At 63.1% G+C, this 27,000-nt stretch carries 22 protein-coding genes; 11 read left to right on the top strand and 11 right to left on the bottom strand.

Annotation, left to right across the window (positions count from 1 at the left end; translation table 11 throughout):
* Position 1: 1 nt before the first annotated feature.
* The 3 genes from choV to FEM01_RS10310 form a co-directional block, all read right to left on the bottom strand.
* Complete coding sequence (choV, locus tag FEM01_RS10320; protein WP_138219336.1) at positions 2–1,180, bottom strand: choline ABC transporter ATP-binding protein; 1,179 nt, start codon at positions 1,178–1,180, stop codon at positions 2–4.
* On the bottom strand, positions 1,177–2,025 hold the full coding sequence (gene choW / locus FEM01_RS10315) for a choline ABC transporter permease subunit (protein ID WP_171030933.1): 849 nt from the start codon (positions 2,023–2,025) through the stop codon (positions 1,177–1,179). Before choW ends, choV begins: the two co-directional genes overlap by 4 nt.
* An 80-nt stretch (positions 2,026–2,105) precedes the next feature.
* On the bottom strand, positions 2,106–3,053 hold the full coding sequence (locus tag FEM01_RS10310) for a choline ABC transporter substrate-binding protein (RefSeq protein WP_138219334.1): 948 nt from the start codon (positions 3,051–3,053) through the stop codon (positions 2,106–2,108).
* A gap of 444 nt (positions 3,054–3,497) precedes the next feature.
* Between FEM01_RS10310 and FEM01_RS10305 the strand changes: the two genes are divergently transcribed.
* From FEM01_RS10305 to FEM01_RS10275, 7 genes are all read left to right on the top strand, one after another.
* On the top strand, positions 3,498–4,874 hold the full coding sequence (locus FEM01_RS10305) for an L-serine ammonia-lyase (protein ID WP_138219333.1): 1,377 nt from the start codon (positions 3,498–3,500) through the stop codon (positions 4,872–4,874).
* Positions 4,875–5,267: 393 nt separating this feature from the next.
* Positions 5,268–6,374: a GlxA family transcriptional regulator gene (locus tag FEM01_RS10300; RefSeq protein ID WP_138219332.1), complete on the top strand. Its 1,107-nt coding sequence runs from the start codon at positions 5,268–5,270 to the stop codon at positions 6,372–6,374.
* Between the two features lie 120 nt (positions 6,375–6,494).
* Complete coding sequence (locus FEM01_RS10295; protein ID WP_240791744.1) at positions 6,495–7,010, top strand: sigma-70 family RNA polymerase sigma factor; 516 nt, start codon at positions 6,495–6,497, stop codon at positions 7,008–7,010.
* Positions 7,011–7,098: 88 nt separating this feature from the next.
* Positions 7,099–8,058, top strand: coding sequence for a FecR family protein (locus FEM01_RS10290; RefSeq protein WP_138219331.1), 960 nt, complete (start codon positions 7,099–7,101; stop codon positions 8,056–8,058).
* Positions 8,059–8,238: 180 nt separating this feature from the next.
* Complete coding sequence (locus tag FEM01_RS10285; protein WP_138219330.1) at positions 8,239–11,076, top strand: TonB-dependent receptor; 2,838 nt, start codon at positions 8,239–8,241, stop codon at positions 11,074–11,076.
* Between the two features lie 25 nt (positions 11,077–11,101).
* Positions 11,102–13,888, top strand: coding sequence for a M16 family metallopeptidase (locus FEM01_RS10280; RefSeq protein WP_138219329.1), 2,787 nt, complete (start codon positions 11,102–11,104; stop codon positions 13,886–13,888).
* Positions 13,885–15,591, top strand: a complete 1,707-nt coding sequence (locus FEM01_RS10275) for an ABC transporter ATP-binding protein/permease (RefSeq protein ID WP_138219328.1) — start codon at positions 13,885–13,887, stop codon at positions 15,589–15,591. The genes FEM01_RS10280 and FEM01_RS10275 overlap by 4 nt, the downstream gene beginning before the upstream one ends.
* Here FEM01_RS10275 and FEM01_RS10270 read toward each other — a convergent pair.
* From FEM01_RS10270 to choX, 5 genes are all read right to left on the bottom strand, one after another.
* Positions 15,575–15,832, bottom strand: coding sequence for a hypothetical protein (locus FEM01_RS10270; protein ID WP_138219327.1), 258 nt, complete (start codon positions 15,830–15,832; stop codon positions 15,575–15,577). The genes FEM01_RS10275 and FEM01_RS10270 overlap by 17 nt on opposite strands.
* A 285-nt stretch (positions 15,833–16,117) precedes the next feature.
* Positions 16,118–16,588, bottom strand: coding sequence for a thioesterase family protein (locus FEM01_RS10265; protein ID WP_138219326.1), 471 nt, complete (start codon positions 16,586–16,588; stop codon positions 16,118–16,120).
* 10 nt (positions 16,589–16,598) lie between these two features.
* Positions 16,599–17,564 carry an L-carnitine dehydrogenase gene (locus FEM01_RS10260; protein WP_138219325.1) on the bottom strand — a complete coding sequence of 322 codons (966 nt, stop codon included), beginning with the start codon at positions 17,562–17,564 and terminating at the stop codon, positions 16,599–16,601.
* Between the two features lie 42 nt (positions 17,565–17,606).
* Positions 17,607–18,491: a 3-keto-5-aminohexanoate cleavage protein gene (locus FEM01_RS10255; RefSeq protein ID WP_138219324.1), complete on the bottom strand. Its 885-nt coding sequence runs from the start codon at positions 18,489–18,491 to the stop codon at positions 17,607–17,609.
* 164 nt (positions 18,492–18,655) lie between these two features.
* Positions 18,656–19,600, bottom strand: coding sequence for a choline ABC transporter substrate-binding protein (gene choX, locus FEM01_RS10250; protein WP_138219323.1), 945 nt, complete (start codon positions 19,598–19,600; stop codon positions 18,656–18,658).
* Positions 19,601–19,747: 147 nt separating this feature from the next.
* Between choX and FEM01_RS10245 the strand changes: the two genes are divergently transcribed.
* A complete protein-coding gene (locus FEM01_RS10245; protein WP_138219322.1) occupies positions 19,748–20,692 on the top strand; it encodes a GlxA family transcriptional regulator in 945 nt (314 codons plus the stop codon).
* A 146-nt stretch (positions 20,693–20,838) separates the two neighbouring features.
* Here FEM01_RS10245 and FEM01_RS10240 read toward each other — a convergent pair whose 3' ends face one another.
* From FEM01_RS10240 to FEM01_RS10230, 3 genes are all read right to left on the bottom strand, one after another.
* Positions 20,839–21,240, bottom strand: coding sequence for a lysozyme inhibitor LprI family protein (locus FEM01_RS10240; RefSeq protein WP_138219321.1), 402 nt, complete (start codon positions 21,238–21,240; stop codon positions 20,839–20,841).
* Positions 21,241–21,360: 120 nt separating this feature from the next.
* Positions 21,361–22,110, bottom strand: a complete 750-nt coding sequence (locus FEM01_RS10235) for a hypothetical protein (protein WP_138219320.1) — start codon at positions 22,108–22,110, stop codon at positions 21,361–21,363.
* Positions 22,111–22,161: 51 nt separating this feature from the next.
* On the bottom strand, positions 22,162–22,938 hold the full coding sequence (locus FEM01_RS10230; RefSeq protein WP_138219319.1) for a hypothetical protein: 777 nt from the start codon (positions 22,936–22,938) through the stop codon (positions 22,162–22,164).
* A gap of 252 nt (positions 22,939–23,190) precedes the next feature.
* Between FEM01_RS10230 and FEM01_RS10225 the strand changes: the two genes are divergently transcribed.
* The 3 genes from FEM01_RS10225 (at position 23,191) to dgcA (ending at position 26,852) form a co-directional block, all read left to right on the top strand.
* Positions 23,191–24,168, top strand: a complete 978-nt coding sequence (locus tag FEM01_RS10225; protein WP_016497618.1) for a dipeptidase — start codon at positions 23,191–23,193, stop codon at positions 24,166–24,168.
* Positions 24,169–24,245: 77 nt separating this feature from the next.
* Positions 24,246–24,776: a DUF5943 domain-containing protein gene (locus FEM01_RS10220; protein WP_138219318.1), complete on the top strand. Its 531-nt coding sequence runs from the start codon at positions 24,246–24,248 to the stop codon at positions 24,774–24,776.
* A 15-nt stretch (positions 24,777–24,791) separates the two neighbouring features.
* A complete protein-coding gene (gene dgcA / locus FEM01_RS10215) occupies positions 24,792–26,852 on the top strand; it encodes a dimethylglycine demethylation protein DgcA (protein WP_138219317.1) in 2,061 nt (686 codons plus the stop codon).
* Positions 26,853–27,000: the final 148 nt, after the last annotated feature.

Below are 27,000 nucleotides of genomic sequence, written 5' to 3'. Positions count from 1 at the left end.
CTCAGCCGTGGTTCTTGCCGAGCAGCGCGTGGTACAGCTCGGTGTCCCCGAGAATCCCCACCACTTTGTCGTTGTCCTGCAGCACCAGCTTGTTGCCGGTCTGATAGCGAATCTGCAAGGCGTCGCGCATACCGATATCGGCGTGTACCAGGGTCGGTTTGCGTCCCAGGCCTTCCACCGCCTGGCCCGGCACCCAGTTCTGCATGTCCAGGCCGTTCTGGCCTTGGCGAGCGCGCTTGATCGAATTGCCCTCGCCCAGGTCCAGCCAGGAATCGCCGCCAGGATCCAGGCACACCGAGCCGTTGACCCGCTTGCAGTCGTCCAGGCTGCGCATCAGGCTGCGCCCGCACAGCACGTTGAGCGGGTTGGTATGGGCGACGAAGGTCCGCACATACTCGTCGGCAGGGTTGAGCACGATTTCCTCAGGCTTGCTGTACTGGATGATCCGACCATCTTTCATGATCGCGATACGGGTGCCCAGCTTCAGCGCTTCGTCCAGGTCGTGGCTGACGAACACAATGGTCTTGTTCAGCTTGCTTTGCAGGGTCAGCAGCTCGTCTTGCAGGCCCTGGCGGATCAGCGGGTCGAGGGCCGAGAACGGTTCGTCCATGAGCAGGATGTCGGCGTCCATCGCCAGTGCACGGGCCAGGCCTACACGCTGCTGCATACCGCCAGACAGTTCGTCGGGCTTTTTATTGCGCCACTGGGTCAGGCCCACCAGTTCGAGCTTCTCGTCCACCAGCTTGCGCCGTTCTTTTTCGGGACGACCCTGCATTTCCAGGCCGAAGCTGATGTTCTCGCGCACCGTGAGCCACGGCATCAGGGCGAACTTCTGGAACACCATGGCGATGCGCTTGGTACGCATCATTTTCAGTTCTGCCGGGGTGCAGTGGGCGATATCGATGTGCTTGCCTTCGTGCTCGACGAACAGCTTGCCACGGCTGACCGTGTTCAGCCCGTTGATGCAGCGCAGCAGGCTCGACTTGCCCGAGCCGGACAGGCCCATGAGCACGCAGATCTCGCCCTTGTTGATGTCCAGGTTGGCTTTCTCGACCCCCACCACCAAGCCGGTCTGCTTGAGAATCTGCTCGCGGGTCTGGCCCTTGTCGAGCAAGGCCAGTGCCTCGCGTGGCTTGCTGGAGAAAATGACGTCGACGTCTTCGAAACGAATGATGCTCATGCCTCACCCCTTGCTGGCAGCTCCGGTTGCTTGCAGATACGGTCGAGCATGATTGCCAGCAGCACGATGGCCAGGCCTGCTTCGAAGCCCAGGGAAATATCGGCGGTGTTCAGTGCGTTGACCACGGGTTTGCCCAGGCCGTCGGCGCCCACCAGGGCGGCGATCACCACCATCGACAGCGACAGCATGATGCATTGCGTCACGCCTGCCGCGATGCTTGGCATGGCGTGGGGGAGTTCGATACGGGTCAGCAGTTGGCGGCGTGAGCAGCCAAACGCCTTGCCGGCATCCATCAGTTCCTGTGGCACATCGCAGATGCCCAGGTAGGTGAGGCGGATCGGCGCGGCGATGGCGAACACCACGGTCGAGATCAGCCCCGGCACCACGCCAAGGCCGAACAGGGTCAGCGTGGGGATCAGGTAAACGAAGGTAGGCACGGTCTGCATCAGGTCCAGCACCGGACGCATGGCGGTGTAGAACATCGGTTTGTGTGCAGCGACGATGCCCAGCGGCACGCCGATGGCCACGCACACTACCGTGGCGAAACTGACCTGCGCCAGGGTCTCCATGGTTTCCTGCCAGTAACCCAGGTTGAGGATCAGCAGGAACGACAGCGCGACGAATACCGTCAGCCCCACGCGGCGCTGGATGAGGTGCGCAAGGGCGGCGAACAGGGCGATGAGCACGAACGGGTTGAACCAGGTCAGGGTGCTGGTGACGCCATGGATCATGAACTCCAGGCCCCGAGCGATGGCGTCGAAGTAATTGGCGCCATTCTGGGTCAACCATTCGACGAATGAGGCGATGTACTGCCCCAACGGTAATTTTTGATCGATAAGCATGATAGCGAGCTTCCACCTGCAAAGATTGAAATCAGTCCGGGGCGGCACGGTCCCGCCCCGAGATAGCGCTATTGCGTTGTTTGTTATTGCGCCAGCTTGGCCTTGGCCGCCTCAAGGCCTGGTTTGCCATCCACGGTCGTCACGCCCGCCAGCCAGGTATCCAGCTTGCCGGGATTGTCCTTGAGCCACTTCTTCGCAGCGGCTTCGGGTTTCATCTTGTCGTCCAGGACATAGCCCATCATCGTGCTTTCATCCTTGAGTTCGAACGACAGGTTCTTCAGCAGTTGGCCGACGTTGCTGCACTCCTGGGTGTACCCCTTGCGGGTGTTGGTCAGCACGGTCGCCTTGCCGAACTCGGGGCCGAAGAAGTCATCGCCACCGGTCAGGTACTGCATCTTGAAACGGGTGTTCATCGGATGCGGTTCCCAACCCAGGAACACTACGGCCTCGCCGCGCTTCTGCGCCCGGTCGACCTGCGACAGCATGCCAGCCTCGCTCGACTGCACCAGTTTGAAACCGGCGCTCTTCAAGCCGAAGGCATCCTTGTCGATCATGCTTTGGATGGTTCGGTTGCCGTCGTTACCCGGTTCGATACCGTAGATCTTGCCGCCCAACTCCTGCTTGAACTTGGGGATGTCGGCGAAATCCTTCAGGCCCTTGTCGTACAGCGCTTGGGGCACCGCCAGGGTGTACTTGGCGTTTTCCAGGTTGGCACGTACGGTCTCGACGGTACCGGCGTCGCGGTACTGCTTGATGTCGTTTTCCATGGTCGGCATCCAGTTGCCGAGGAACACGTCCAGATCCTTGCCTGAGGCCAGCGATTTGTAGGTGACCGGCACCGAGATCATGGTGGTGTGGGTCTTGTAGCCCAGCGCTTCGAGCACGACGCTGGTGGTGGCGGTGGTCACTGTGATGTCGGTCCAGCCGACATCGGAAAAGCGCACCGTCTGACACTGCTCGGGTTCGGCGGCCTGGGTCAGCAGCGGTGCGCAGAGCATCGCGGCCAGCAACAGCGAGGGTGAAGCTTTCATAGGTGGACTCCTGTGATTTTATCTTCGGGTTCGCGAAGGGCTGCCAGCGCTTTCTAGGGAGCCGGTCAGCCAGGCCTGCAGAGGGCAGGATGCGAGGCCGTGCAAAACGAGTCGCTTTCGATAATCCTCCAGCGTTCGGCAATCGCCTACTGGTGGCGTCGTATCCAGTACAGGACGGGTCGCATCCAGTACGGGCGATGTCGCAACTGAGCTTTTCCACCCCCGCACCCCTGTTTTCACGTCGCCTGGCCGCTGGAAAACGGCGCAGGCAGGGTCGGATCGGCAGCGGCGCTGCCGGACAAAAGTACGTCGGTTGCAGACGGCGAAGGGGTAGGTAAAAGCCCGATGATGCGTGCATTCCAAGGCGGCTCGACGATTCAGCCTAGCAGTTGTGCAAGGCATCGTTTGGCGCGTCCAGACAGCCCATCAAGAGGTGATGCGACAATGGCCATCAGCGTGTTCGACCTGTTCAAGATCGGTGTCGGGCCCTCCAGCTCACACACCGTCGGCCCCATGCGCGCCGGCGCGCTGTTCGTCCAGGGGCTGCGTGAGCGCGGCGACCTTGCGCAGGTGCGGCGCATCGAAGTGCGCTTGTACGGCTCGCTGTCGGCCACTGGCGTCGGCCATGGCACCGACAACGCCACGATCATGGGGCTGATGGGCGAATGGCCCGACGCGATCGACCCTACCCAGATCGCACCACGCATTGCGCAATTGCGCGAAACCAACGTGCTCCAGCTCGACAGCCAGTTGCCCATCGAATTCGTCTGGGCGCGCGACATGCTGCTGCTCGACGAGAACCTGCCGTACCACCCGAATGCCATGACCTTGGTGGCCGAAGGCGAGGCTGGCGAGCTGCACCGCGACACCTATTACTCGGTGGGCGGTGGCTTCGTGGTGGACGCCGCACAGGCTGCCAGCGGTGTGCTGGACGCTGACCAGACCGTGCTGCCGTACGACTTCAACAGCGCCGCCGAGCTGCTGCGCCTGTGCAAGCAAAACGACCTGCGCGTGTCGCAATTGATGATGGCCAACGAAAAAGTCTGGCGCAGCGAGGCCGAGATTCGCGCAGGTTTGCTCAAGCTCTGGCAAGCCATGCAGGAATGCGTGAACAACGGCCTGAAATACGAAGGTACGCTGCCAGGCGGACTCAACGTGCGCCGCCGCGCCGCCAAGCTGCACCGTAGCTTGCAGGAGCTGGGCAAACCTAATGTGATTGGTTCGACCATGAGCGCCATGGAGTGGGTCAACCTGTTCGCCCTGGCGGTCAACGAAGAGAACGCCGCTGGCGGACGCATGGTTACCGCACCCACCAACGGTGCGGCAGGCATCATCCCGGCGGTGCTTCACTACTACATGCGCTTCTCCGACGTAGTGGATGAAAGCAACGTGGTCGACTTCTTCCTCGGCGCCGCTGCGGTGGGCATCCTGTGCAAGAAGAATGCGTCCATCTCCGGGGCCGAGGTCGGTTGCCAGGGTGAAGTGGGTTCGGCCTGCGCCATGGCCGCGGCCGGCCTTGCCGAAGTGCTCGGAGCGACCCCGGCGCAGTTGGAGAACGCCGCCGAAATCGCCCTGGAGCACAACCTTGGGCTGACCTGCGACCCGGTGGGCGGGTTGGTGCAGGTGCCGTGCATCGAACGCAACGCGATTGCGGCGGTGAAGGCCATCAACGCCGTACAAATGGCCCTGCGCGGCGACGGCGAGCATTTCATTTCCCTCGACCAGGTGATCCGCACCATGCGTGACACCGGTGCCGACATGCACGACAAGTACAAAGAAACCTCTCGCGGAGGCCTCGCGGTCAGCGCCATCGAGTGCTGATGCGCCGTTTTTGATCACGCACGGCGACTGCGCCATCTTATGGCGCAGTCGCCGTCTTTCTACCGGCCGTCGGCTGTCGTTACCAGTAGGGTCGTTGTCGGTGACACTCAAGTCTGTCGCTTCTGGGCAACCTACTCAAAAGTGCTACCGAATTGCTCAGTAGTGACGCGCAACGGCGCTGGCCCGCCCCTTTGCGCTTGATCCTGAACAGCCTCGCAAACCCAACTACGTCAATCACATGAGGTCGTTTTTGGGTTTTTTCGGATGGTCGTTCAATTTAGGCACGGCGATTGCGTTGAGATTGGCAAAGCCCCTGCATACGAAACGGGGGCAATAACAAGAAACCAGTGTCCGCCTGAGACACATCCAGCATCAGTGTGAGGAGAAATCGCGATGACGTCCTACAGCTCCGGGAATCCAACCCAGAACCGCACAGCCCCGCAGTCGATCGGCTTTCTCCTGCTGGACAACTTCACCCTGATTTCCCTGGCCTCGGCAGTGGAACCGCTGCGCATGGCCAACCAGCTGTCCGGCCGCGAGCTGTACCGTTGGCACACGCTGACCTTGGACGGTGGCCAGGTATGGGCCAGCGACGGTTTGCAGATCACCCCCGATGCGGCCATGCACAACGCCCCGCCGATGGACACCGTGATCGTCTGTGGCGGCGTTGGCATCCAGCGCACGGTTACCCGTGAGCATGTGACCTGGCTGCAAGCCCAGGCCCGCCAGTCGCGCCGCCTGGGTGCGGTGTGCACCGGCAGTTGGGCACTGGCCTGCGCCGGTCTGCTCGACGGCTTCGATTGCAGCGTGCACTGGGAGTGTCTGGCCGCCATGCAGGAGGCCTACCCGCGGGTGAACATGAGCACCCGTCTGTTCACCCTCGACCGTAACCGTTTCACCAGCTCCGGCGGCACCGCGCCGCTGGACATGATGCTGCACCTGATCAGCCGCGACCATGGCCGCGAGCTGTCGGCGGCGATCTCCGAGATGTTCGTCTACGAGCGCATCCGCAACGAGCAGGACCACCAGCGCGTGCCGCTCAAGCACATGCTCGGCACTAACCAGCCCAAGTTGCAGGAAATCGTCGCGCTGATGGAGGCCAACCTCGAAGAGCCAATCGACCTGGACGAACTGGCCGTGTATGTGTCGGTTTCGCGCCGCCAGCTTGAGCGCCTGTTCCAGAAGTACCTGCACTGTTCGCCGTCGCGCTACTACCTCAAGCTGCGCTTGATCCGCGCCCGGCAGCTGCTCAAGCAGACGCCGATGTCGATCATCGAGGTGGCTTCGGTGTGCGGGTTCGTCTCCACGCCGCATTTCTCCAAGTGCTACCGCGAATACTTCGGCATTCCGCCGCGTGACGAACGCGTGGGCTCCAACACCACCCAGCAGGTGGCGATGATGCCGATTCCGCAAGCCATGGCCCTGTCGCCGCACAGCGGGCCGATGGCGGCGCTGAGTCAGGCGCGCAACGAGTCGACGTTCGCCAGTGTGAGGCTCTGACACGGCGCTGCTTGCTTCGTGGTGCCACAGGTACTGCGAAGCAGTCAGCGGCGGCTGTATAAATCCATCTGTTGATAATGATTCTCGACTACGGGTAACATCGCCGCCTCTGAAACATCCTTGGCATACCACCCCGTGGCGGACGATAAACTCGAGCTCTACCTGGCCCACCGCCCGGCGCTGGTGGACTACGCCGCGCCGATCGTCGGTTGCCGCGCCCGCGCCGAGGATGTGGTCCAGGAGGCTTGGCTGCGCTTGAGCAGCCAGCCGCTGGACGCTGAGATTCGCCACCCCGCCAGTTACCTGTACCGCATCGTGCGCAACCTGGCGCTGGACCAGACCCGCCGCACAGCCACCGAAAAAGCCCAGCCTGGAGGCGATGAGATACTTGCCGAACTGCCGGCCAGCACCGCCTCGCCGGAGCAGTCGGTGAGCCAGCAGAGCGAGCTCGGCGCCATCAGTCGCGCCCTCGAGGAACTGCCCCTGCGTACCCGCACCGCCTTCGAGATGCACCGCCTGGGGGGCTACACCTTGCAGCAAGTGGCCAATCACCTGGAGGTCTCGGTCAGCCTGGTGCATCAACTGGTGCACGATGCCCTGCGTCACTGTCTGGAACGGCTGGAGGAAGATCTGTGAAAAAACCTCTGGCTGCCACGTCTTTTGCTCAACGGGACGACTCTGTGCGACCCTTCGCGCCCCCGAGCCATCAGGAGACTTGCCGGACATGACGTCAGCAGACCTCACAGCCAGCCGCCGTGAGCAGGCGCTGGACTGGCTCCTGCGCTTGCAGCAGGCGCCACAGGACATGCTGCTGCGCGATGCGTTCGAGCAATGGCTGGCTGCCGACGCCGCTAATCCTGAGGCCTACCGCAAGGCCGAGCGCCTATGGCGCCTGAGCGCGGAGCTGGCGCCGAGCACGGCCGCCGAATGGCCGGCCAGCGCCGAGGTGGTGCAATTGCCGGTACGGCGCAAGGTGCCACGCCGCTGGTGGCTGGGTGCTGCGCTGGCGGCTTGCTTGATGCTAGCGGTGGCGCCGTCGTTGAGCCTGCGCCTGCAAGCCGACTACCGCACGGCCCAAGGCGAAACCCGTGACATCACCCTGGCCGATGGCAGCGTGGTGCAACTGGACAGCGACACGGCTATTGCCGTCGATTACGCCGACAACCACCGCGACGTACGCCTGCTGGCCGGGCAGGCGTTTTTCGAAGTCAAACCCGACAAGCGCAAGCCGTTCCACGTGCGTGCCGATAGTCTACGGGTGACCGTCACCGGCACCGCGTTCAACGTCGAGATGCGCGCGGGTAGGGTAGGGGTCGATGTGCAGCATGGCTCGGTGCGGGTCGAGGACTCGGCCCGCGTGCTGGCGGCGGCGCTGACTGCCGGGCAACGCTTGCGCTACCTGGATGGTCAGGTACAGCTCAGTGCGTTCGTGCCGTCTCAGACGGCCGCCTGGCGCCAAGGCCAATTGATCGCCGACGATCAGTCGGTGGCTGAGCTGGTGCAGGCACTGGCCCGCTACCTGCCGGGCACGGTGCTGCTGCGCGACGAAGCCCTCGGCGCCAAGCGCGTGACCGGCGTATATGACCTACGCAAGCCTGAGGTCGCGCTGCGAGCAGTGGTCCGCCCGCATGGTGGCGAAGTCCGTAGCTATGGGCCTTGGCTGCTGGTGCTGAGCAAGCCCTGAGACCGCCCATTTGGACAGCGGCGCAGCGCCGCTGCCCATGAGGCATCTCCTCTTGAAAACTTTTTTCAAAATTTTCTGAAAAATCGCTGAACTGCCCCGTCTTATCCCCCGCGCGCAATAACTGATAGCGATTCGTATTCAATTTTGCTGCCCGGCGACTGTCCGGGGCGGGGATGTGGGATGACTCAAACGACAAGCCGGAAGCCGCGCTGCGCGTGGGATTGGTCGTGGCAACTAAAACAGCTGGCCGGTGCTGGCCTGCTAGGGCTGTGCTGCGCCAGCGGCGTAGTGCCCGCCCAGGCCGACGAGATGGGCGTGCGCAACGTGTTGGCCCAGACCCATGTGTTCGATATTCCGGCGCAGAAACTGGCCATCGCCCTGATCAACTTCGGTCAGCAGAGTGGCTTGCAGGTGACGGTCGACCCTGACCTGCTCGAAGGCCAGCAATCCACCGCCGTCAGCGGCCAGCTCAGCAGCGAGGCCGCGCTGGCGCAACTGCTGTTGGGCACCGGCATCACCTGGGACTACGAATACGGCGCGCTGACCTTTCGCTTGCTGCACGCCGACAGCGGCGCGGTCGAACTCCACAACACGCTGATTCTCGGCGACACCCAGGAAAATAGCTTCATGGGGGCCACGGTGTTCGATCGCAAGGCGGTCCAAGCCTTCCCCGGTGCCAACGGCGACATCACTACCCTGCTGCAGATGCACCCCAATGTGCAGTTCAGCACCGATCAGAAAAGCTCCAACACCCCCGGCGAAATCGACCCGGCCGACGTTAGCATCAACGGCGCCAAGTTCTACCAGAACAACTTCATGATCGACGGCATCTCGATCAACAACGACCTCGACCCCGGTGCCCACGGCTACAACGAAACCCGCCAGTTCGACTCGGCCCCCAGCCGCTCGCACGGCATCGCCCTGGACGCTGACCTGCTGGAAGAGATCAAGGTCTACGACAGCAACGTGCCGGTGGAGTACGGTGGCTTCAACGGCGGCGTGGTCGATGCAATCACCCGCCGTCCGAGCCAGGACCTGCACGGCAAGCTCTCGTACGCGATGACCAGCTCGGACTGGACCCGCTATCACATCAGCCGCGAGAGCGAGGAGACGTTCAAAACCTCGTCCAACGAAAAGAACCAGCCCGAGTTCAAGAAGACCACCGTGCGCGGGACCCTCGAAGGCCACCTGACCGAGGATTTCGGCGCACTGCTCAACTTTTCCCAGAAGCGCTCGTACCTGCCGCTGCGCACCTACGCCAATGGCTACAACAGCCCGAACAATGACAACGAGCAAGAGCAGACCCGGGCGCTGGACAACTTTCTGCTCAAGACCTACTGGACGGTCAATGATCGCCTGACCCTGGACACCTCGATCGTCTACGCCCCGCAAGAGAACGTGTACTTCCGTGAGGACTACCGCGACTCGGAGTACACCAACATCAACGGCGGCTGGCAGACCTCGATCAAGGCCATCTACGAAGGCGACAGTGCCCGCTGGACCCAGCAACTTGCGGTGAGCGACCTGTACGCCTCGCGCGAGGCCGACACCGACACGCTGATCAACTGGTACTGGTCCGACGTCAAGAACTGGGGCAATCCACTGAGCGGCAACGCGCGCAGCGCCGAGGGCTCGTTCGGCAGTCTGTACCAGACCCAGCGCAGCATCGACTACAAGCTCAAGGCCGAATGGCAGACCTTCAACCTGGGCCCGACCCTGCACACCGTCAGCACTGGCCTGGAGCTGGGGTACCAGCGCGCCACCTGGGAGCGCGAGGACGACGCGGCGGCGGTGACCACCTTCAAGCGCGACAACGGCACCGACTGTGGCAGCGATCCTTACTGCTCGATCGGCCGGTTGGCCAACGGCAACAACCGCCAGTACGGCTCGGCCATGATGATCTACGGTGCGGGTCAGCTGGACATGCAGCAGAAGAAGTACGCGCTGTTCGTCGATGACCAGATCAGCTACGGCAATCTCACCCTGCGCCCCGGTCTGCGCCTGGATGCCGACGACTACATGGAGAAGAAGTCGCTGGCGCCGCGCTTTGCCGGTGACTACGACTTTTTCGGCGACCGCAGCTCGGTACTGGTGTTCGGTGCCAACCGCTACTACGGCCGCAACCTGTTCAAGTACCGCTTGGCCGATGGCCGCCAGGCCTTCACCTCGCGTTGGACGCGCACCAACCAGACCGACGACTGGGCCTTGGCCAGCAGTAACCTGAACATGAGCAAGTTCACCAGCATGGACATCCCCTATGACGACGAGCTGATGCTCGGCTTCAACCAGCGCATGCTCGGCGCCGAGTTCCAGCTCAAGTACATCAACCGCAAGGGGCATGATCAGATCTACCGCACTCGGCCGTACTACTACCTCGACCAGAAGGACATTCCGGCTGGCTATAGCAAGGATCACTACGTCTACCTGAATGCCGGTACCAGTACGACCGACACCGTCAGTCTCACCGTGGCGCCACTCAAGCCACTGCGCTTCATAGGCACCAGTACCAGCATGCAGCTTGCCCTGAACTGGTCCCGCAGCGAGGGCGCCCATGGCGAAACCTACGAGGCCGGCGTGGACCGTGAAGAGATGGACAACGAAGACGTTGTCTTCGACGGCAAGCTGGTGCCCTACGAAGCGCTACCGCCCAGCGATTTCAACCGCCCGTGGACTGCGCGCCTGGTGACCATCACCGATATCCCGCAATGGAACCTTGAGATCAGCAACTTCCTGCGCTATCGCGGCCCCTACGACCAGATCGTCAAGGTCAGCCCGGATGCCGAAATCGACGGTAAGACCTACAGCAACTACCAGACCGCCGCCACCCCTGGTGCCGCCACCTGGGACATGCGCTTCGCCTGGGATATTCCCACCGGCAAGGACCAGGCGTTCTTCGTCAACGTCGATGTGACCAACGTCACCGACCAAGTCAACAAGATTGCCAGCCGTACCTCGACCAACCTGATCACCTACGAAGTCGGCCGCCAGTATTGGCTTGAAGTCGGCTACCGCTTCTGACCGTACACAAAAAACGGATGCCCTGATGAAAAAGCTCCTCGCAGGCTTGCTCGGCCCGCTGCTGCTAGGCGCCTGCGCCTCGATCCCCGAGTCCGACGCGCCGCTGCCCTGGGACAGCCAAGTGGTGCATGGCCAACTGCCCAATGGCCTGGCCTACCGACTGGTGCGCGACACCTCCCAGGCCGGCCGCCTGGACCTGCGCCTGACGGTCAAGGCAGGCTCTGTGGATGAAGCCGACGACCAAGTCGGCGTCGCGCACATGGTCGAGCACCTGACCTTCCACAGCCGCGCTGGTGGCGAGCGAAACCTACGCCAGCGCATGACCGCGCTTGGTTGGGTGCAGGGCCGCCATTTCAACGCCGTGACCAACTACGAGCGCACCCAGTACCTGATCGGCCCGCCAGCCGGTGTGCGTCAGGCGCCCCAGGCGCTGCAAGCGCTGGCTGACCTGGTCTTCGCGCGTGACTACAGCGCCGCCGACCTTGAGCGCGAGCGTCCAATCGTCATCGAGGAGTGGCGCGGCGGCCTGGGCGTTGCCCAGCGCATGAACGAGCAGCGTACTGCGTCGCAGCGAGTCGGCTCGGCGTACCCTGGACATCGCACCATCGGTAACGAAGCGGCGATTCGCTCGGCCAGCCTGGCCAGCTTGCAGGCGTTTCAGGACCGTTGGTATCTGCCCAACAACATGGTGCTCTCGGCGGTCGGCGACTTTGATCCCGAGCAGCTCAAGGTGCAGATCGCGCAGGCGTTCGGCCAAGCCAAGGCCGGCGAGGTGCCGGACCGCGAGCAGCGCGAGCTGCCGCTGGACGACACGCTGAAAATCTTCCGCCTGCAAGACCCTCAGTCGGGCAGCAACCAGGTGGCGTTGTTGTTCCGCCTGCATGAGCCAGACAGCCGTGGGACCACGCACGTGGCCCTGCGCGAACGCTTGATCGACCGCATGGCCCTGGCCGCGCTGGTCGACACGCTACGCCGCCAGCCGCGTGAAGCCAGCGTGCGCAGCCTGACCGCGCAAAAGACCCTGATCGGCGAGCACTCGACGGTACTGGGCATTGCCGCCAGTGTCGAAGGCCAGGCCCATGAGCAGGCCTTGCAGGCCCTGCTGACTGAGATCGAGCGTCTGCGCCAGCATGGTTTCAGCAAGACTGACCTGAACCGCCAGCGTGTGCACATCGCCCGACTGGCCAACAAGGCCGTCAAGCAACAGACCCCACGCACCTTCGAGCAGTGGGTAGAGCAACTGAACAACGCCGCTGTGCAGGACCGCCCTGTGATTGAGCGCGAAGCGGTTGCCCGGCGTTACCAGAAAGTCCTGGGCAAGGTGCGCCTGCGTGACCTGAACGCTCGCCTGCGCCTGTGGCTGCAAAGCCCGGATCGGGTGTTGCAGATCAGCGCCCCCGGTAATTCGCCCCTGAGCCTGCCGAGCATTGCCCAGGTTCAGGCACTACAAGCCGCACTGTCCGCGCAGGACCTGGACGAGCCGGTGCGCAAGGCGCCAGTGGCGCCTGCCAAGGAGCCCCTGCAAATGGCGGCCAACCCAGCGGCGGCGAGCATCGTCGAGCGCAAGGCGTTTCCCGCGCAGCAGGTCGAGCACTGGCGCCTGAGCAACGGCGACCGCTTGGTCTGGCTCAAGCGCCCAGGCCCAGGAGGCAAGTTGCTGTTGCAGGCAGAGTCGGCCGCCGGTTATCACCTGCCTGACGCGCCGGCCTGGCGCGTGCAAATGGCCGCGCAACTGGCGGTGCGCAGCGGCACTGTTGGCATGCCCTCCCAAGGCCTGGCCGACTGGCGCCAGAAAAACCAGGCGACACTCAGTGTCGAGCAACGTCCCGAGCGCTTGCAATTGAGCCTCACGGCCCCGCCCGAGCAGTTGTTGGCCGTGGTGCAAAGCTATCGCGTGAGCCAGGTGGCTAGCATCGAGCCTGAGCTGTTCGAGCAGTCCCGCGATGAGCTGCTGCAACGCCTGCGCAGCCGCCCGGAGGATGTGCGCAGCCATCAGGAGAGCGTACAACGTCAACTGCGCTATGGCGCAGACCTGTGGCAGGCGCCGGACCAAGACACTCTGGAAACCCTGACCGCCCAGCAGTTGGATGCCGACTGGCTGCGCCAGGTCAGCGTGCCGGTGACTTACTACCTGATGACCGATCTGCCCGTAGAACAGGTCGAACCGTTGGTCCGCGCAGGGCTTGCGACTATCCCACGCAGCGCCGTTGCAGTTGGCGGCCAGTTGGCCCTGCAACAGCCCGGCCAGCGTCGCGAAGACTTGGCGGTCGCCCTGGAACCACGTGCGGTGCTGCAAGCCAGCAGCTTCCACGAGCAGCCTTGGAGCCCAGAGGCTGCGGTGCGCGTAGCGGCGCTGCGTGAGCTGGCCAACCAGCGCCTCAAGGAGCAACTGCGCGGTGAGGCCTCGGGGGTCTACCGCCTGCGCTTCGACAGCGAGCTCAACCCCGACACCCAGCGTGTCGAAAGCAGCCTGAGCTTCACCTGCGATCCGGCCCGGGTCGACGAGCTGTGGGCCATGGCCCAGCGCACCCTGGCCAGCCTCGATGTCGACCAGGCCTGGGTCGACAGCGAACGGCGCAGTCTGCTGCGCCAGGAAACACTGCGCCGCGAAGACCCACAGACCCAGTTCAAGCGCCTGGTGCTGAGCGATCGACGCTGGCACGACCCGCGTTACCTCGAAACCCAGCAGCAACTGCCCGAAGCCCTGACCCTGGCCGAGCTGCAACAGCAAGCGCGCCAGCTGTTCCCGCAGGCTAACCAGGTGCAACTGCGCGTGCTGCCGTCGGCCAGCGCCTGGGAGCAGGCCCGGTGAGCACCCTGCGGATCTTCTACCGCCTGAGCCGGCCCTTCTGGTGCGAGCGTGGCCAGTGGCTAGCGTGGCTGATGCTTGCGACGGTGATCGGCCTGGGCCTGCTGGTGGTGCAGATCAACGTGCTGATCAACGGCTGGAGCAAGACTTTCTACGACACCCTCAGCGCGTTCGACACCGGCGCACTGTACGGATTGGTGGCTGAGTACACGCTTTATCTGGCCGCGTATGTGCTGATCTACGTGCTTCTCGACTACGTCCGCAAAGGCCTGGTGCTGCGCTGGCGTCAGGTGATGACCGCGCGCCTGACCGATGCCTGGCTGGCCGACCAGGCCTTCTACCGCCTGGGGCTGGGCGGTGAGCCGGACAACCCCGACCAGCGCATCGCCCAGGACGTGGATGTGATGGTCGACCTGTCGATCGAACTGGTGGCCTCGCTGGTGATCAACCTGGCGCAGGTCGGTGCGTTCGTGGTGATCCTGTGGAACCTGTCGGGGGTGCAGACCTTTAGCCTGTTCGGTGAACACTTCACGGTGCATGGCTATCTGGTGTGGATCGTGCTGGCCTACACCCTGTTCGGCAGCCTGCTGACCCACTGGATCGGCAAGCCACTGCACCGCCTCAACTACGAGCGCGAGCATCGCGAGGCCGACTTTCGCGCCAGCCTGTTGCGCAAGCGCGAGCATGCCGAGCAGATCGCCCTGTACCGTGGCGAAAGCGTCGAGCGCCAGCACTTGGCGCAGCGCTTCGCTGCGATTGCCGAGAACTGGCGCCAGCTCATGGGTCGTGAACGCGACCTGAGCCTGTTCACTGTGGCCTACCAGCGGCTAAGCCTGATTATCCCCGTGTTCGCCGCCTTGCCCGCGTTTATGGCCAAGGCCATCACTCTGGGCGGGCTGATGCAGATTCGCAGCGCGTTCAACGCGGTGCATGACTCGCTGAGCTGGTTCATCAAGCTGTACAGCAAGCTGGTGCGCTGGAGCGCGGCTCTGGAACGGCTTGACCAGTTCGAACAGGCCATCGCCGCCAGTCGTCTTAAAGTCACCGCGCCACCACAGGGCGACTGCCTGTGCGCCCAGGGCCTGACCCTGTGCCGTCCCGATGGCAGCGTGCTGTTGGACGACTTGCACCTGCGCGCGCAGCCGGGGCAGTGGTTGCGCCTGGCTGGGCGCAGCGGGTTGGGCAAGTCTACGTTGCTACGCACCTTGCAGGGGCTTTGGCCCTACTGCCTGGGCGACTGGCAATTGCCGGCCGGGCGCAGCCTGTTGTTGCCGCAGAAACCCTATCTGCCGCGCATGAGCCTGCGCAGCCTGCTGGCTTATCCACAGCTCGAGCACTTCGGTGACCGAGCGTTGCTGGCCGTATTGGACAAGGTGGGGCTGGCTGCATGGGGCGAGCGGCTGGACGACGAGCAGGAGTGGGAGCGGGTGTTGTCTGGCGGTGAGCAGCAGCGCCTGGGGCTGGCGCGGGCATTGCTTTATCGGCCCGATACGTTGTACCTGGACGAAGCCACCAGCCAGCTCGACCTGACCAGCGCCAAGGCGTTGTTGCAGATGCTCAGGCGTGAGCTGCCAGCGTGCACCGTGGTCGGGGTGACCCACCAGGAAGGGCTGGTGGGGCTGTTCGAGCGTACCGTCGAGCTGGAGAAACTGGCCGAGCCTGCGAAGAGGCCGGCCCAGGAAAGCCCGGTCAGCCGCGGTTGCTGAACTGCGCCAGCGCCGGCAGCAACTGTTTGTCGATGGCCTGGCGCACCGCCGGCAGGATCGTCGCGCTGCCGGTGTACATCTGCTCCACCATGCCTTTGAGGGCGCGCGCGTTGGGTTCGGTCAGCCCGCGTACGACCACTTCGCAGGCCTGCTCGGCGCTGGCTCCAGCGGGAATATCGAAGCCCCGGGCGCGAAGGTGGCCCAGCAGGTCGTCCTGGTCAATCAGATCCGCATGCATCATGGCTATTGTCCCTTTTGTCGCGAAAGAGAATGCTGCTGTTGTATGCGACCGATTCTGTGTCGCCTGCGACAGCCCGGCAAGGGCAGATTGCCGCGATGGCTGCATTGGCTAAGAACAGGTCGTTTACGGCTAAATCGCCACGTCGGTAAGCCAGCACACTGAAGTCATTCACGGCACCGAGGGTTTGGTCACCCTCGCTCCTCGCACAGTGGATGTTGCTCGCTCTTGGCCCCGGACGCTCACGGCTTTCCGGGGTTGTTTTTTTGTGCAAGAACCATCGAGCGGTTATCCCGGCAACGCGATTGTCCGCCCGGCGTAAGCAGCAGTTGGCAGCTCCCGCTGCCCTTCCAGCAGGCCTTGCAACAACGCGGCGGTGTTTTCGGTGAATGGCGCTGACTTCGGCCCCGCCAGGTCCACATGCAGCAGCATCTGCTCACTGGCTGCCAGCGCCTCGTCGAAGCCTTCCCGGTGCAGGCTGTGGTACAGGTGCAGGCGCTTCTTGTCGAAGCCGATGATCTGCGTCTGCACCCACACTTCGGTGCCTAGCTTCACTTCATGCAGGTAGTTGATATGCACCTCCAGGGTGAACAGCGAATGCCCGCTCTGTCCACGGCTGTCGGCATCCAGGCCGATGCGCGCCATCAGCGCATCGGTGGCGTAGCTGAAGATCAGCAGGTAGAAGGCATCGCGCAGGTGCCCGTTGTAGTCCACCCAGTCTGCCTGAACCGGGGTGCGGTAGGTGATCAGTGCGGGCATGCAGCTCTCCTCAATCGCCAAAGGCCATGCCGTGGTTGGCCTTGCTGGTCTTCACCGCCTCCAGCACCGCCAGCAGGGTATCGTCGCGGTAGCGCTCAAGCGCCGCGATGCTGCGCTCGCCCAATTGTTCGGCGGTGCCCTCGACCACATCGTCGATCAGCTTTTCGGTCAGTTCTGGCGCGGGCAGGTAGGTCCAAGGCAATTTCAGCGCCGGGCCGAACTGCGCCATGAAGTGACGCATGCCTGCATCGCCTCCGGCCAGGGTGTAGGTGAGGAAGGTGCCCATGAACGACCAGCGCAGGCCAGCGCCGAAGCGGATGGCGTCGTCGATCTCGCCGGTGCTGGCCACGCCGTCGTTGACCAGGTGCAAGGCCTCGCGCCATAGCGCTTCGAGCAGGCGGTCGGCAATGAAGCCGGGCACCTCCTTGCGCACGTGCAGCGGGCGCATGCCCAGCGTGGTGTAGATGACCTTGGCGGCTTCGATGGCTTCGGCGCTGGTGTTGCGACCGCCGACGATCTCCACCAGCGGCAGCAGGTAAACCGGGTTGAATGGATGGCCGACCACGCAACGTTGCGGGTGCGTGGACGACTCGTAGAACTCGCTGGGCAGCAGGCCTGAGGTACTCGAAGCGATGATCGCATCAGGTTTGGCGGCGGCGCTGATCTTCGCGTGCAGGTCGAGCTTCAGCTCCAGGCGTTCGGGGGCGCTCTCCTGTATGAAGTCGGCGTCGCGCACGCAGGCTTCGATGGTGCTCACGAAGCTCAGGCGATGTTGCGATGCGCCGGGTGCCAAGCCTTGTTTCTCCAGGGCCGGCCAGGCATTGGCGATGCGCCTGCGCAGGGCCGCTTCGGCGCCGGGGGCTGGGTCCCAGGCGACGACGTCCAGGCCATGGGCCAGGGCGCGGGCGACCCAACCGCTGCCGATGACGCCGCTACCCAGTGCGGCGAAGGTCTTGGGGGTGGTGATGAAAGGCATGTGCAACTCCTGAAAATGCTCTGCGGGGCGATACAGCGTCGATCACCGACGCGTGAGGTTCATCTTTGCCCGGCCTTCGGCAGGGCTCAGCACGCGGGCGCCGAGGCGGTTGATGATCTCCACCGCGCGTTCGACCAACTGGCCGTTGCTGGCCAATACGCCACGGTCCAGGTACAGGTTGTCCTCAAGCCCCACGCGCACGTTGCCACCGAGCAGCACGGCTTGCGCAGCCATGGGCATCTGCATGCGGCCAATCCCGAAACCGGCCCAGGTCACGTCGGCTGGCAGGTTGTCGACCATCGCCTTCATGCTGGTGGTGTCGGCCGGTGCGCCCCAGGGGATGCCCAGGCACAGCTGGAACAGCGGGTCGTCCAGCAGGCCTTCCTTGATCATCTGCTTGGCGAACCACAGGTGGCCGGTGTCGAAGATCTCCAGTTCCGCCTTCACCCCCAGTTCGGTGATGCGTTTGGCACCAGCACGCAGTTGTGCAGGGGTGGAGACATAGATGGCGTTGCCGTCGCCGAAATTGAGGGTGCCGCAGTCCAGGGTGCAGATCTCCGGCAGCAGCGCCTCGACATGCGCAAGGCGCTCCAGCGGGCCGATCAGGTCGGTGCCGGCGCCGAACTCCATGGGCGACTCGCCCGGGCCGATTTCCAGGTCGCCGCCCATGCCGGCGGTGAGGTTAACGATGATGTCCACATCGGCCTCGCGGATGCGCTCCATCACTTCGCGGTACAGCGCCACATCGCGGCTGAAGCGGCCCGTGTGCGGGTCGCGGACATGGCAGTGGACCACGGTAGCACCGGCCTTGGCGGCTTCGACGGCGGCTGCGGCAATCTGTTTGGGGGTGACCGGGACCAGGTGGCTCCTGGCGACCGTGTCGCCAGCGCCGGTGAGGGCGCAGGTGATGATGACGTCGTGGTTCATGGTGGTTCCTTATTCAGGTCTGGCCCAATCGCTTGTAGGAGCGGCCTTGTGTCGCGAAAGGGGCGCGAAGCGGCCCCACGTTTTCAGTAGCGCGCACAAATCCTGGGGCTGCTGGCGCAGCCCTTTCGCGACACAAGGCCGCCCCTACAGGCAATCAGGGAATGTCAGTTGGCGCTGAGCTTGAGGTTGTCGGCTGCCGGTTTACCGTCGAAGGTGGTCACACCTTCCAGCCAGCGGGCTTTGTCCTCGGGGTGGTCCTTGAGCCACTGGCGGGCCGACTCCAGCGCGTCCTTGTGGTCGAGCAGCGGCTGCATCATGCGGCTCTCGTCCTCGGCGCTGAAGTTCAGGTTGGCCAGCAGGCGGTGGGCGTTGGGGCAGCGGTCGGCGTAGTCAGGCGCGGTCACCGTCCATACGGTGGCGCGGCCTTCGTCGGGGCCCAGCGCGCCCTGGCTGTCGCCTAGGTAGACCATGTCGATGTTCACGTTCATCGGATGCGGCGCCCAGCCGAAGAACACCACCGCTTCCTTGCGCCGTACGGCGCGGTCGACGGCTGCGAGCATGCCGGCTTCGCTGGACTCCACCAGCTGGAACTTGCCCAGGCCGAACTGGTTCTTTGCGATCATCGCCTTGATCTGCGTGTTGGCGCCCGAGCCTGGCTCGATGCCGTAGATCTTGCCGCCCAGCTCCTTTTGGAACTTGTGGATGTCGGCGAAGGTTTTCAGGCCCTTGTCGGCCAGGTACTTGGGTACCGCCAAGGTGGCGCGGGCATCTTCGAGGCTGGGCTTGTCGAGTACCTTGACTTGCTTGGCATCGATGAACGGCGTGATGGTCTGGGTCATGATCGGGTTCCAGTAACCTAGGAACATGTCCAGGCGCTTGTCGCGGATGCCGGCGAAGATGATCTGCTGCGAGGCGCTGGTCTGCTTGGTCTGGTAGCCCAATCCGTCGAGCAGCACCTGGGCCATGGCGCTGGTGGCGATGACGTCGGTCCAGTTGACCACGCCCAGGCGCACGTCCTTGCAGGCGGCGGGTTCGGCGGCGAACAGCGGGGTGACCACGGTGGTGCTCAGTGCGAGGGATAACAGGCTGCAGCGGACAAAGCGGTGCATGGTGGCTCTCCATCGGCAGTACGTATTGTTATTGAAGGCGGCCTCTTGCGGACCGTGTGGATACGCTACGCTGGCGCCGGGGTAGAAAATCGCACCCTGGCGACCAACAATTGCACTGGGGCGACCACCTTGATCGTGGAGCAGGCGATGCCGCATACCATTCACTTCTTGTTGCTGCCGGGTTTTTCGGCGATGGGCTTCATCAGTGCGCTGGAGCCGTTGCGGGTGGCCAATCGCTTTCGCGTGGGGTTGTACCGCTGGCAGGTGCTTAGCCTGGATGGCGGTGCGGTGCTGGCGAGCAACGGCATGTCGGTGAACGCCGACGGCGCGCTGGGTGAAGCGGCTGGCGCGCAGATGCTGCTGGTGGTGGCCGGCTTCGAACCGCTGGCCTGTTATGGCGCCGCGCTGCAACAGGCGCTGCGCCGGCTCGACCACGACAATGTGGTGCTCGGTGGTATCGACACCGGCGCCATGCTGCTGGCCGAGGCGGGGCTGCTCGACGGCCACCGCGCGACCCTGCACTGGGAAGCCCTGGAGGCGTTCAAGGAGCGCTACCCGCGCCTGCAAGCCACCCAGGAGTTGTTCGAGATCGACCGCCGGCGCATCACTTGCGCGGGCGGCACCGCGTCCATCGACCTGATGCTCGACCTGATCGCCCAGGCCCATGGTAGCGAGCTGGCGGTGCAAGTCTCGGAGCAGTTCGTGCTGGGGCGTATCCGTCCGCGTCAGGACCACCAGCGCATGGAGATTGCGGCACGCTATGACTTGCGCAACAAGAAGCTGGTGAAGGTGATCGGCGAGATGGAACGCAATATCGAACAGCCGCTGAACACACAAGTCTTGGCCGACGCGGTGCGGGTGACCCGGCGCCAGCTGGAGCGCTTGTTCCGACTGCACCTGGACGACACACCGAGCGGTTTCTACCTGCGTTTGCGCTTGGACAAGGCACGGCAGTTGTTGCGCCAGACCGAGATGAGCGTGTTGGAGGTAGGGGTGGCGTGCGGGTTCGAGTCGGCGTCGTACTTTACCCGGTGCTATCGGGCGCGGTTCGAGCGCTGTCCGCGCCAGGACCGGTCAGCCGCGGCGGTTTGACGTTCGTCTGTTCTGGCTGGATGGGCCGCTACGCGCCCCAGGATCTGAGACCTATCACCACCGCCGGGGCTGCTGCGCAGCCCTTTCGCGGCACGAGGCCGCTCCTACACGACCGTAGAAGCGACCACTTACGGGCTCGGGCAGGCTTACTGCTGGCCAATCCCTTGCAGATACTCTGAGCGCTCGTCACTGCGCTGCGCCACGCAGGTATTCCACGCCGCCTCGAATGCCTTGCTGCCGGGTTTCTCGGCGTATGTCTCGACCTTGCAATCGGCATCGCGCAATTGCAGCCAGAGCTTTTCGGCCGCCTCCATACGCCCGGTCAGCGCACTGGCCTTGTCGCTTTCGTCTGCGTACTGGTCGCGAATGCGCTGGATCAGGTCGTCGTAGGCAGCTTTGAGTTCACGCTCTGCGGTTTGCCGGTTGTACGCGGCACAGGCGTAACTCTGTTGATCGTTCTCGACGTTGTCGCACGGCGTGCTTTCATCGTTCGCGGCGTGTGCCGCCCATGCGCATGTCACTAACAGCAGCCCTGCCAACGTTCTCATTTTTGCTCTCTCCTGGCTTCTGTAGCCAACGAAAGCGGATTCTCGCTCAGAGCCGCAGCGTTGAACAGGGTTGCCCGGCATGAACAGAGCCATTGCCGGGCGTGCAGCAGACATTGCCGATCAGTCAGGCAACTGGCCTACAGGTTTCGTGATTGGGGAGGCGCCATGTAGCCCGTTGGCAGGATCAGCGTCGACCCACCCTGGGACGGTGTCCTCGACATTCAGAATGGCGAGCGTCAGCCGGTCCGGCCAGTCATTGAGCTTGCTTTGCACCGTGGCGCGCAGGTTGCGATAGGTCGGTTGCAGTTGATAGGCCGCTAGCTGCGCGTACCCATGCGCTCGCTGGCCGGTAACCACGAGCGGGTCAACCAGCCAGTTCTTCGTTGAGGGCAACCGCACGTTGTCAAGGGTGAGGCTGAGTGAGTGGATCGACTTTTCGCTCTCTAGCAGCACTATTTCAATGTAGATACCTGTCGCGTGCGGGCCTTGATTGGGTTTTTTCAGTGAGTCGTGCAGCACTTGCAGCGCCGGTGCGTTCAGCGACCTGCGCAGATTGCCCAATACCTTGTGCCCAATAGCCCTGAGCGATGGATCGCTCAGGCATTGCCTGACGAGCTCGATAAGCGATTGGCTGTTGCCTGCAAGGTTCAGCTGGGCGGTTGAGAACGATGTACGTAGCCAAAGCATTTTCAGCAACGCCTTGCTGTATTGATGCTGCCAGTCGCTGGTGCTGCGGTAATCGGCTTTGTCGGCCAGCAATTGGGCGCACAGGGCCGATTGCAGGGCGTCTTTTTCCAGCTGAGCTGACACGTTGGGCGCGCAGACGACGATCTGGGCGGCATTGACATAGGCATGGTGAGCTTTAGGCATGGTGTTTTCCTTGGCTGATGCGCTGGCCAAACCCTGGCCAGCGCGGAGGGTTCACAGAGTGATGCCTTCCAGATAGTCATTGGCGCCCTGAGCCAGCAGATCCTCCACCCGGTTGCGGATGTTGGCGTAGGCCCTGACGTTGAGCTCGTAGCGTCCGGCAGCTCGGTTGATGGTTACCTCGGTTTTGCTGAACTTGAAGAACAGCACCCGTTTGGTTCTCACCTCTTTCTTGAAGTCGATACTCATCATGATCATCGACGGCACACCTCTGGATGACTCGGTGCACGGCAGGGTCTGGAAGGTTGCCAAGGATTCGGAGGCACTGTTGTTTTCCAGCAGGTTGAGCGCCTTTGCGTTCTGTTCGGTGCCGATCAATGCCTTTTCTGCGATGCTCGTCAGTTCCGAGGCACCGCCTGCCGCCGCCCGGATGATGTCCAGGGCGATCTGATCCATGCTGAAGGAGGTGGCCGACGGCGAGTAGCGTTGGCGAATGTAGTTGGCGGTGGTCCAGCCAAACATCCGTAGGGCTTTGTTGTATTCCTCTGTCCAGGCGGGCAGGTCGCGCTCCTTGTTGAATTTGGATTCGGCGATTTGTTGCGCGAGCGACACGCAGTTCATGACGTCGATGGCATTGTCTTCCGACAGGCGATCGGTCATACCGACCACCGCTTCACCAATGACGGCACCGTTTTCCTGCCCAGGGGTGATCAAGTCGGACGCAGAGTAGAAGCTCGGTGCGGACTGAAGCAGTCCCATGCGCGCACGTGGCGCTGGGCGACGCGGCAGGATGATCTCGGACAGGTACTGGTTGGTTTCGGATTGCAGCATGGTCATTTCTCCAGTGGCGGGATTGTCCCGATTGCGGGTTGCGGACCAAGCGTGCGTAATCGCGCAGGGGTATTGCAGAGGGAGGCGATGCAGGGATGGGAAGCCCTGTACCCGCCCATGCGCAACCGCTTGACGCTTTCGGCAAACCCCCTGTCGTTTTTGCATCGGGGCGCCTGCGAGCACAGGCATATGCTGGCCCCAAAGCGCCGGCACAAGGTCAGGCGCAGCCCAAGTCAAAAAGGGGACAGCCTGATGAGCCCAGCCGAACTTCACGCCGACAGCATCGTCATCGACGGTCTGATCATTGCCAAATGGAACCGCGAGCTGTTCGAGGACATGCGCAAGGGCGGGCTGACTGCGGCCAACTGCACGGTATCGGTGTGGGAAGGGTTCAAGGCGACCGTCGACCAGATCGCCGCCAGCCAGAAGCTGATCCGCGACAACAGCGATCTGGTGATGCCGGTGCGCACCACCGCCGATATCCGCAAGGCCAAGGAGCTGGGCAAGACCGGCATCCTCTTCGGTTTCCAGAATGCCCATGCGTTCGAAGATCAGATCGCCTATGTCGACGTGTTCAAGCAGCTCGGCGTGGGCATCGTGCAAATGTGCTACAACACCCAGAACCTGGTCGGCACCGGCTGTTACGAGCGTGACGGCGGCCTGTCGGGCTTCGGCCGCGAGATCGTCGCCGAGATGAACCGTGTTGGCATCATGTGCGACCTCTCGCACGTGGGCTCGAAAACCTCCGAGGAAGTCATCCTCGAATCGAAAAAACCCGTGTGCTACTCACACTGCCTGCCGTCGGGGCTCAAGGAACACCCACGCAACAAGTCCGATGAAGAGCTGAAGTTCATCGCCGACCATGGCGGCTTCGTTGGTGTGACCATGTTCGCGCCGTTCCTGGCCAAGGGCATCGACTCGACCATCGACGACTACGCCGAGGCCATCGAGTACACCATGAACATCGTCGGTGAAGACGCCATCGGTATTGGTACCGACTTCACCCAGGGCCACGGCCAGGACTTCTTCGAGTACCTGACCCACGACAAGGGCTACGCCCGCCGCCTGACCAACTTCGGCAAGATCATCAACCCATTGGGGATCCGCACCGTCGGCGAGTTCCCCAACCTCACCGAAACCCTGCTCAAACGCGGCCATTCCGAGCGTGTGGTACGCAAGATCATGGGTGAGAACTGGGTCAACGTCCTCAAGGATGTGTGGGGCGAATAAGCCGCACTCCAAGCCTGATAGCCCCTGCCAGCAACGCCGGGGCACACCAATAAAAAATTTTCTGGAGTTGAGTTTCCATGGCCAAAATCGCCCCCCAATTGCCAATCGAAGTCGACAGCGAAACCGGTGTGTGGACCAGCGACGCCCTGCCGATGCTGTATGTGCCGCGCCACTTCTTCGTCAACAACCACATGGGCATCGAAGAAGTGCTCGGCGCCGAGAAGTACGCTGAAATCCTCTACAAGGCCGGTTACAAATCCGCCTGGCACTGGTGCGAGAAAGAAGCCGAGTGCCATGGCCTGGAAGGCGTGGCGGTGTTCGAACACTACATGAAGCGCCTGAGCCAGCGTGGCTGGGGCTTGTTCGAGATCCAGGACATCGACCTGGACAAGGGCACTTGCAGCGTCAAGCTCAAGCACTCGGCGTTCGTGTACGTGTATGGCAAGTGCGGTCGCAAGGTCGACTACATGTTCACCGGCTGGTTCGCCGGCGCCATGGACCAGATTCTCGCTGCCCGCGGCAGCTCGATCCGCACCGTGGCCGAACAGGTCTACGGCGGTTCGGAAGAAGGCCACGAAGATGGCCTGTTCGTCACCAAGCCGTTGTAAGCCGGAGATAGCGTCATGGCATTCGAAGCAATGTTCCAGCCGATTCAGATCGGCAAGTTGACCATCCGCAACCGCGTGCTCAGCACCGCGCACGCCGAGGTCTACGCCACTGACGGCGGCATGACCACCGACCGCTACGTGAAGTATTACGAAGAGAAGGCCAAGGGCGGCATCGGCCTGGCGATCTGCGGTGGCTCGTCGGTGGTGGCCATCGACAGCCCGCAGGAATGGTGGTCTTCGGTGAACCTGTCCACCGACCGTATCATTCCGCACTTCCAGAACCTGGCAGATGCCATGCACAAGCATGGCGCCAAGATCATGATCCAGATTACCCACATGGGGCGCCGCTCGCGTTGGGACGGTTTCAACTGGCCGACGCTGATGTCGCCGTCGGGCATCCGCGAGCCGGTGCACCGCGCGACCTGCAAGACCATCGAGGTAGAAGAGATCTGGCGGGTGATCGGCAACTACGCGCAAGCTGCGCGGCGTGCCAAGGAAGGTGGCCTGGACGGCGTCGAGCTGTCGGCGGTTCACCAGCACATGATCGACCAGTTCTGGAGCCCGCGGGTCAACAAACGTACCGATGAGTGGGGTGGCACCTTCGAAGGCCGCATGAAGTTCGGCCTGGAAGTGCTCAAGGCCGTGCGCGCCGAGGTGGGCGATGATTTCTGCGTGGGCATGCGTATCTGCGGTGACGAGTTCCACCCCGATGGCCTGAGCCACGAGGACATGAAACAGATCGCGGCCTACTACGATGCCACTGGCATGCTCGATTTCATCGGCGTGGTCGGCTCGGGTTGCGACACCCACAACACCTTGGCCAACGTCATCCCCAACATGAGCTACCCGCCAGAGCCGTTCCTGCACCTGGCGGCGGGTATCAAGGAAGTGGTCAAGGTCCCGGTGCTGCACGCGCAGAACATCAAGGATCCGAACCAGGCCACGCGCATTCTCGAAGGCGGTTACGTCGACATGGTCGGCATGACCCGCGCGCACATGGCCGACCCGCATCTGATCGCCAAGATCAAGATGGGCCAGGTGGACCAGATCAAGCAGTGCGTCGGCGCCAACTACTGCATCGACCGTCAGTACCAAGGCTTGGATGTGCTGTGCATCCAGAACGCCGCGACCTCCCGTGAATACATGGGTGTGCCGCACATCATCGAAAAAACCACCGGCCAGAAGCGCAAGGTCGTGATCGTCGGTGCCGGCCCTGCCGGTATGGAAGCCGCGCGAGTGGCGGCCGAACGTGGCCATGACGTGACCCTGTTCGAGAAGAAAGACCAGATCGGCGGGCAGATCACCATCGCCGCCAAGGCCCCGCAACGTGACCAGATCGCCGGTATTACTCGCTGGTATCAACTGGAACTGACCCGCCTGAAGGTCGATTTGCGCCTGGGCACCGCCGCCGACGTGGCGACCATCCAGGACCTGCGCCCGGACATCATCGTACTGGCGGTGGGTGGCCATTCGTTCCTTGAGCAGAACGAGCACTGGGGTGCCGCCGAGGGACTGGTGGTCAGCAGCTGGGATGTGCTCGACGGCAAGGTCGCACCTGGCAAGAACGTGCTGGTGTACGACACCATCTGCGAGTTCACCGGTATGTCGGTGGCGGACTTCATCGCCGACAAGGGCAGCCAGGTCGAAATCGTCACCGACGACATCAAGCCGGGCGTGGCCATGGGCGGTACGACATTCCCAACCTACTACCGCAGCATGTACCCGAAAGAAGTGGTCATGACCGGCGACATGATGCTGGAGAAGGTCTACCGCGAGGGCGACAAGCTGGTGGCGGTGCTCGAGAACGAGTACACCGGTGCCAAGGAAGAGCGGGTGGTGGATCAGGTGGTGGTGGAGAACGGCGTGCGACCTGACGAGCAGCTGTACTACGCGCTCAAGGACGGTTCGCGTAACAAGGGCCAGATCGACGTGGAAGCACTGTTCGCGATCAAGCCGCAGCCGATCCTCAGCCAGCCGGGTGAAGGCTACCTGCTGTACCGCATCGGCGACTGTGTGGCCCAGCGCAACGTGCATGCGGCGATCTACGACGCCTTGCGCCTGTGCAAGGACTTCTGATCGATCTGTCGGCACACACCGGCCCCTGTGGGAGCGGGCTTGCCCGCGAAAGCGTTAGCACGAACAACAGGATTGTCTGACCTGACGCATTCGCGGGCAAGCCCGCTCCCACAGGGCCGGTGCAGGATTCCAGGGGCCTGACCCCCTT

The organism is Pseudomonas mosselii (genome assembly GCF_005796105.1).
GTDB classification, from domain to species: Bacteria; Pseudomonadota; Gammaproteobacteria; order Pseudomonadales; family Pseudomonadaceae; genus Aquipseudomonas; species Aquipseudomonas mosselii_C.
The sequence above is the reverse complement of the archived record's forward strand: the minus strand, read 5'-3'. Positions and strand labels throughout refer to the sequence as shown.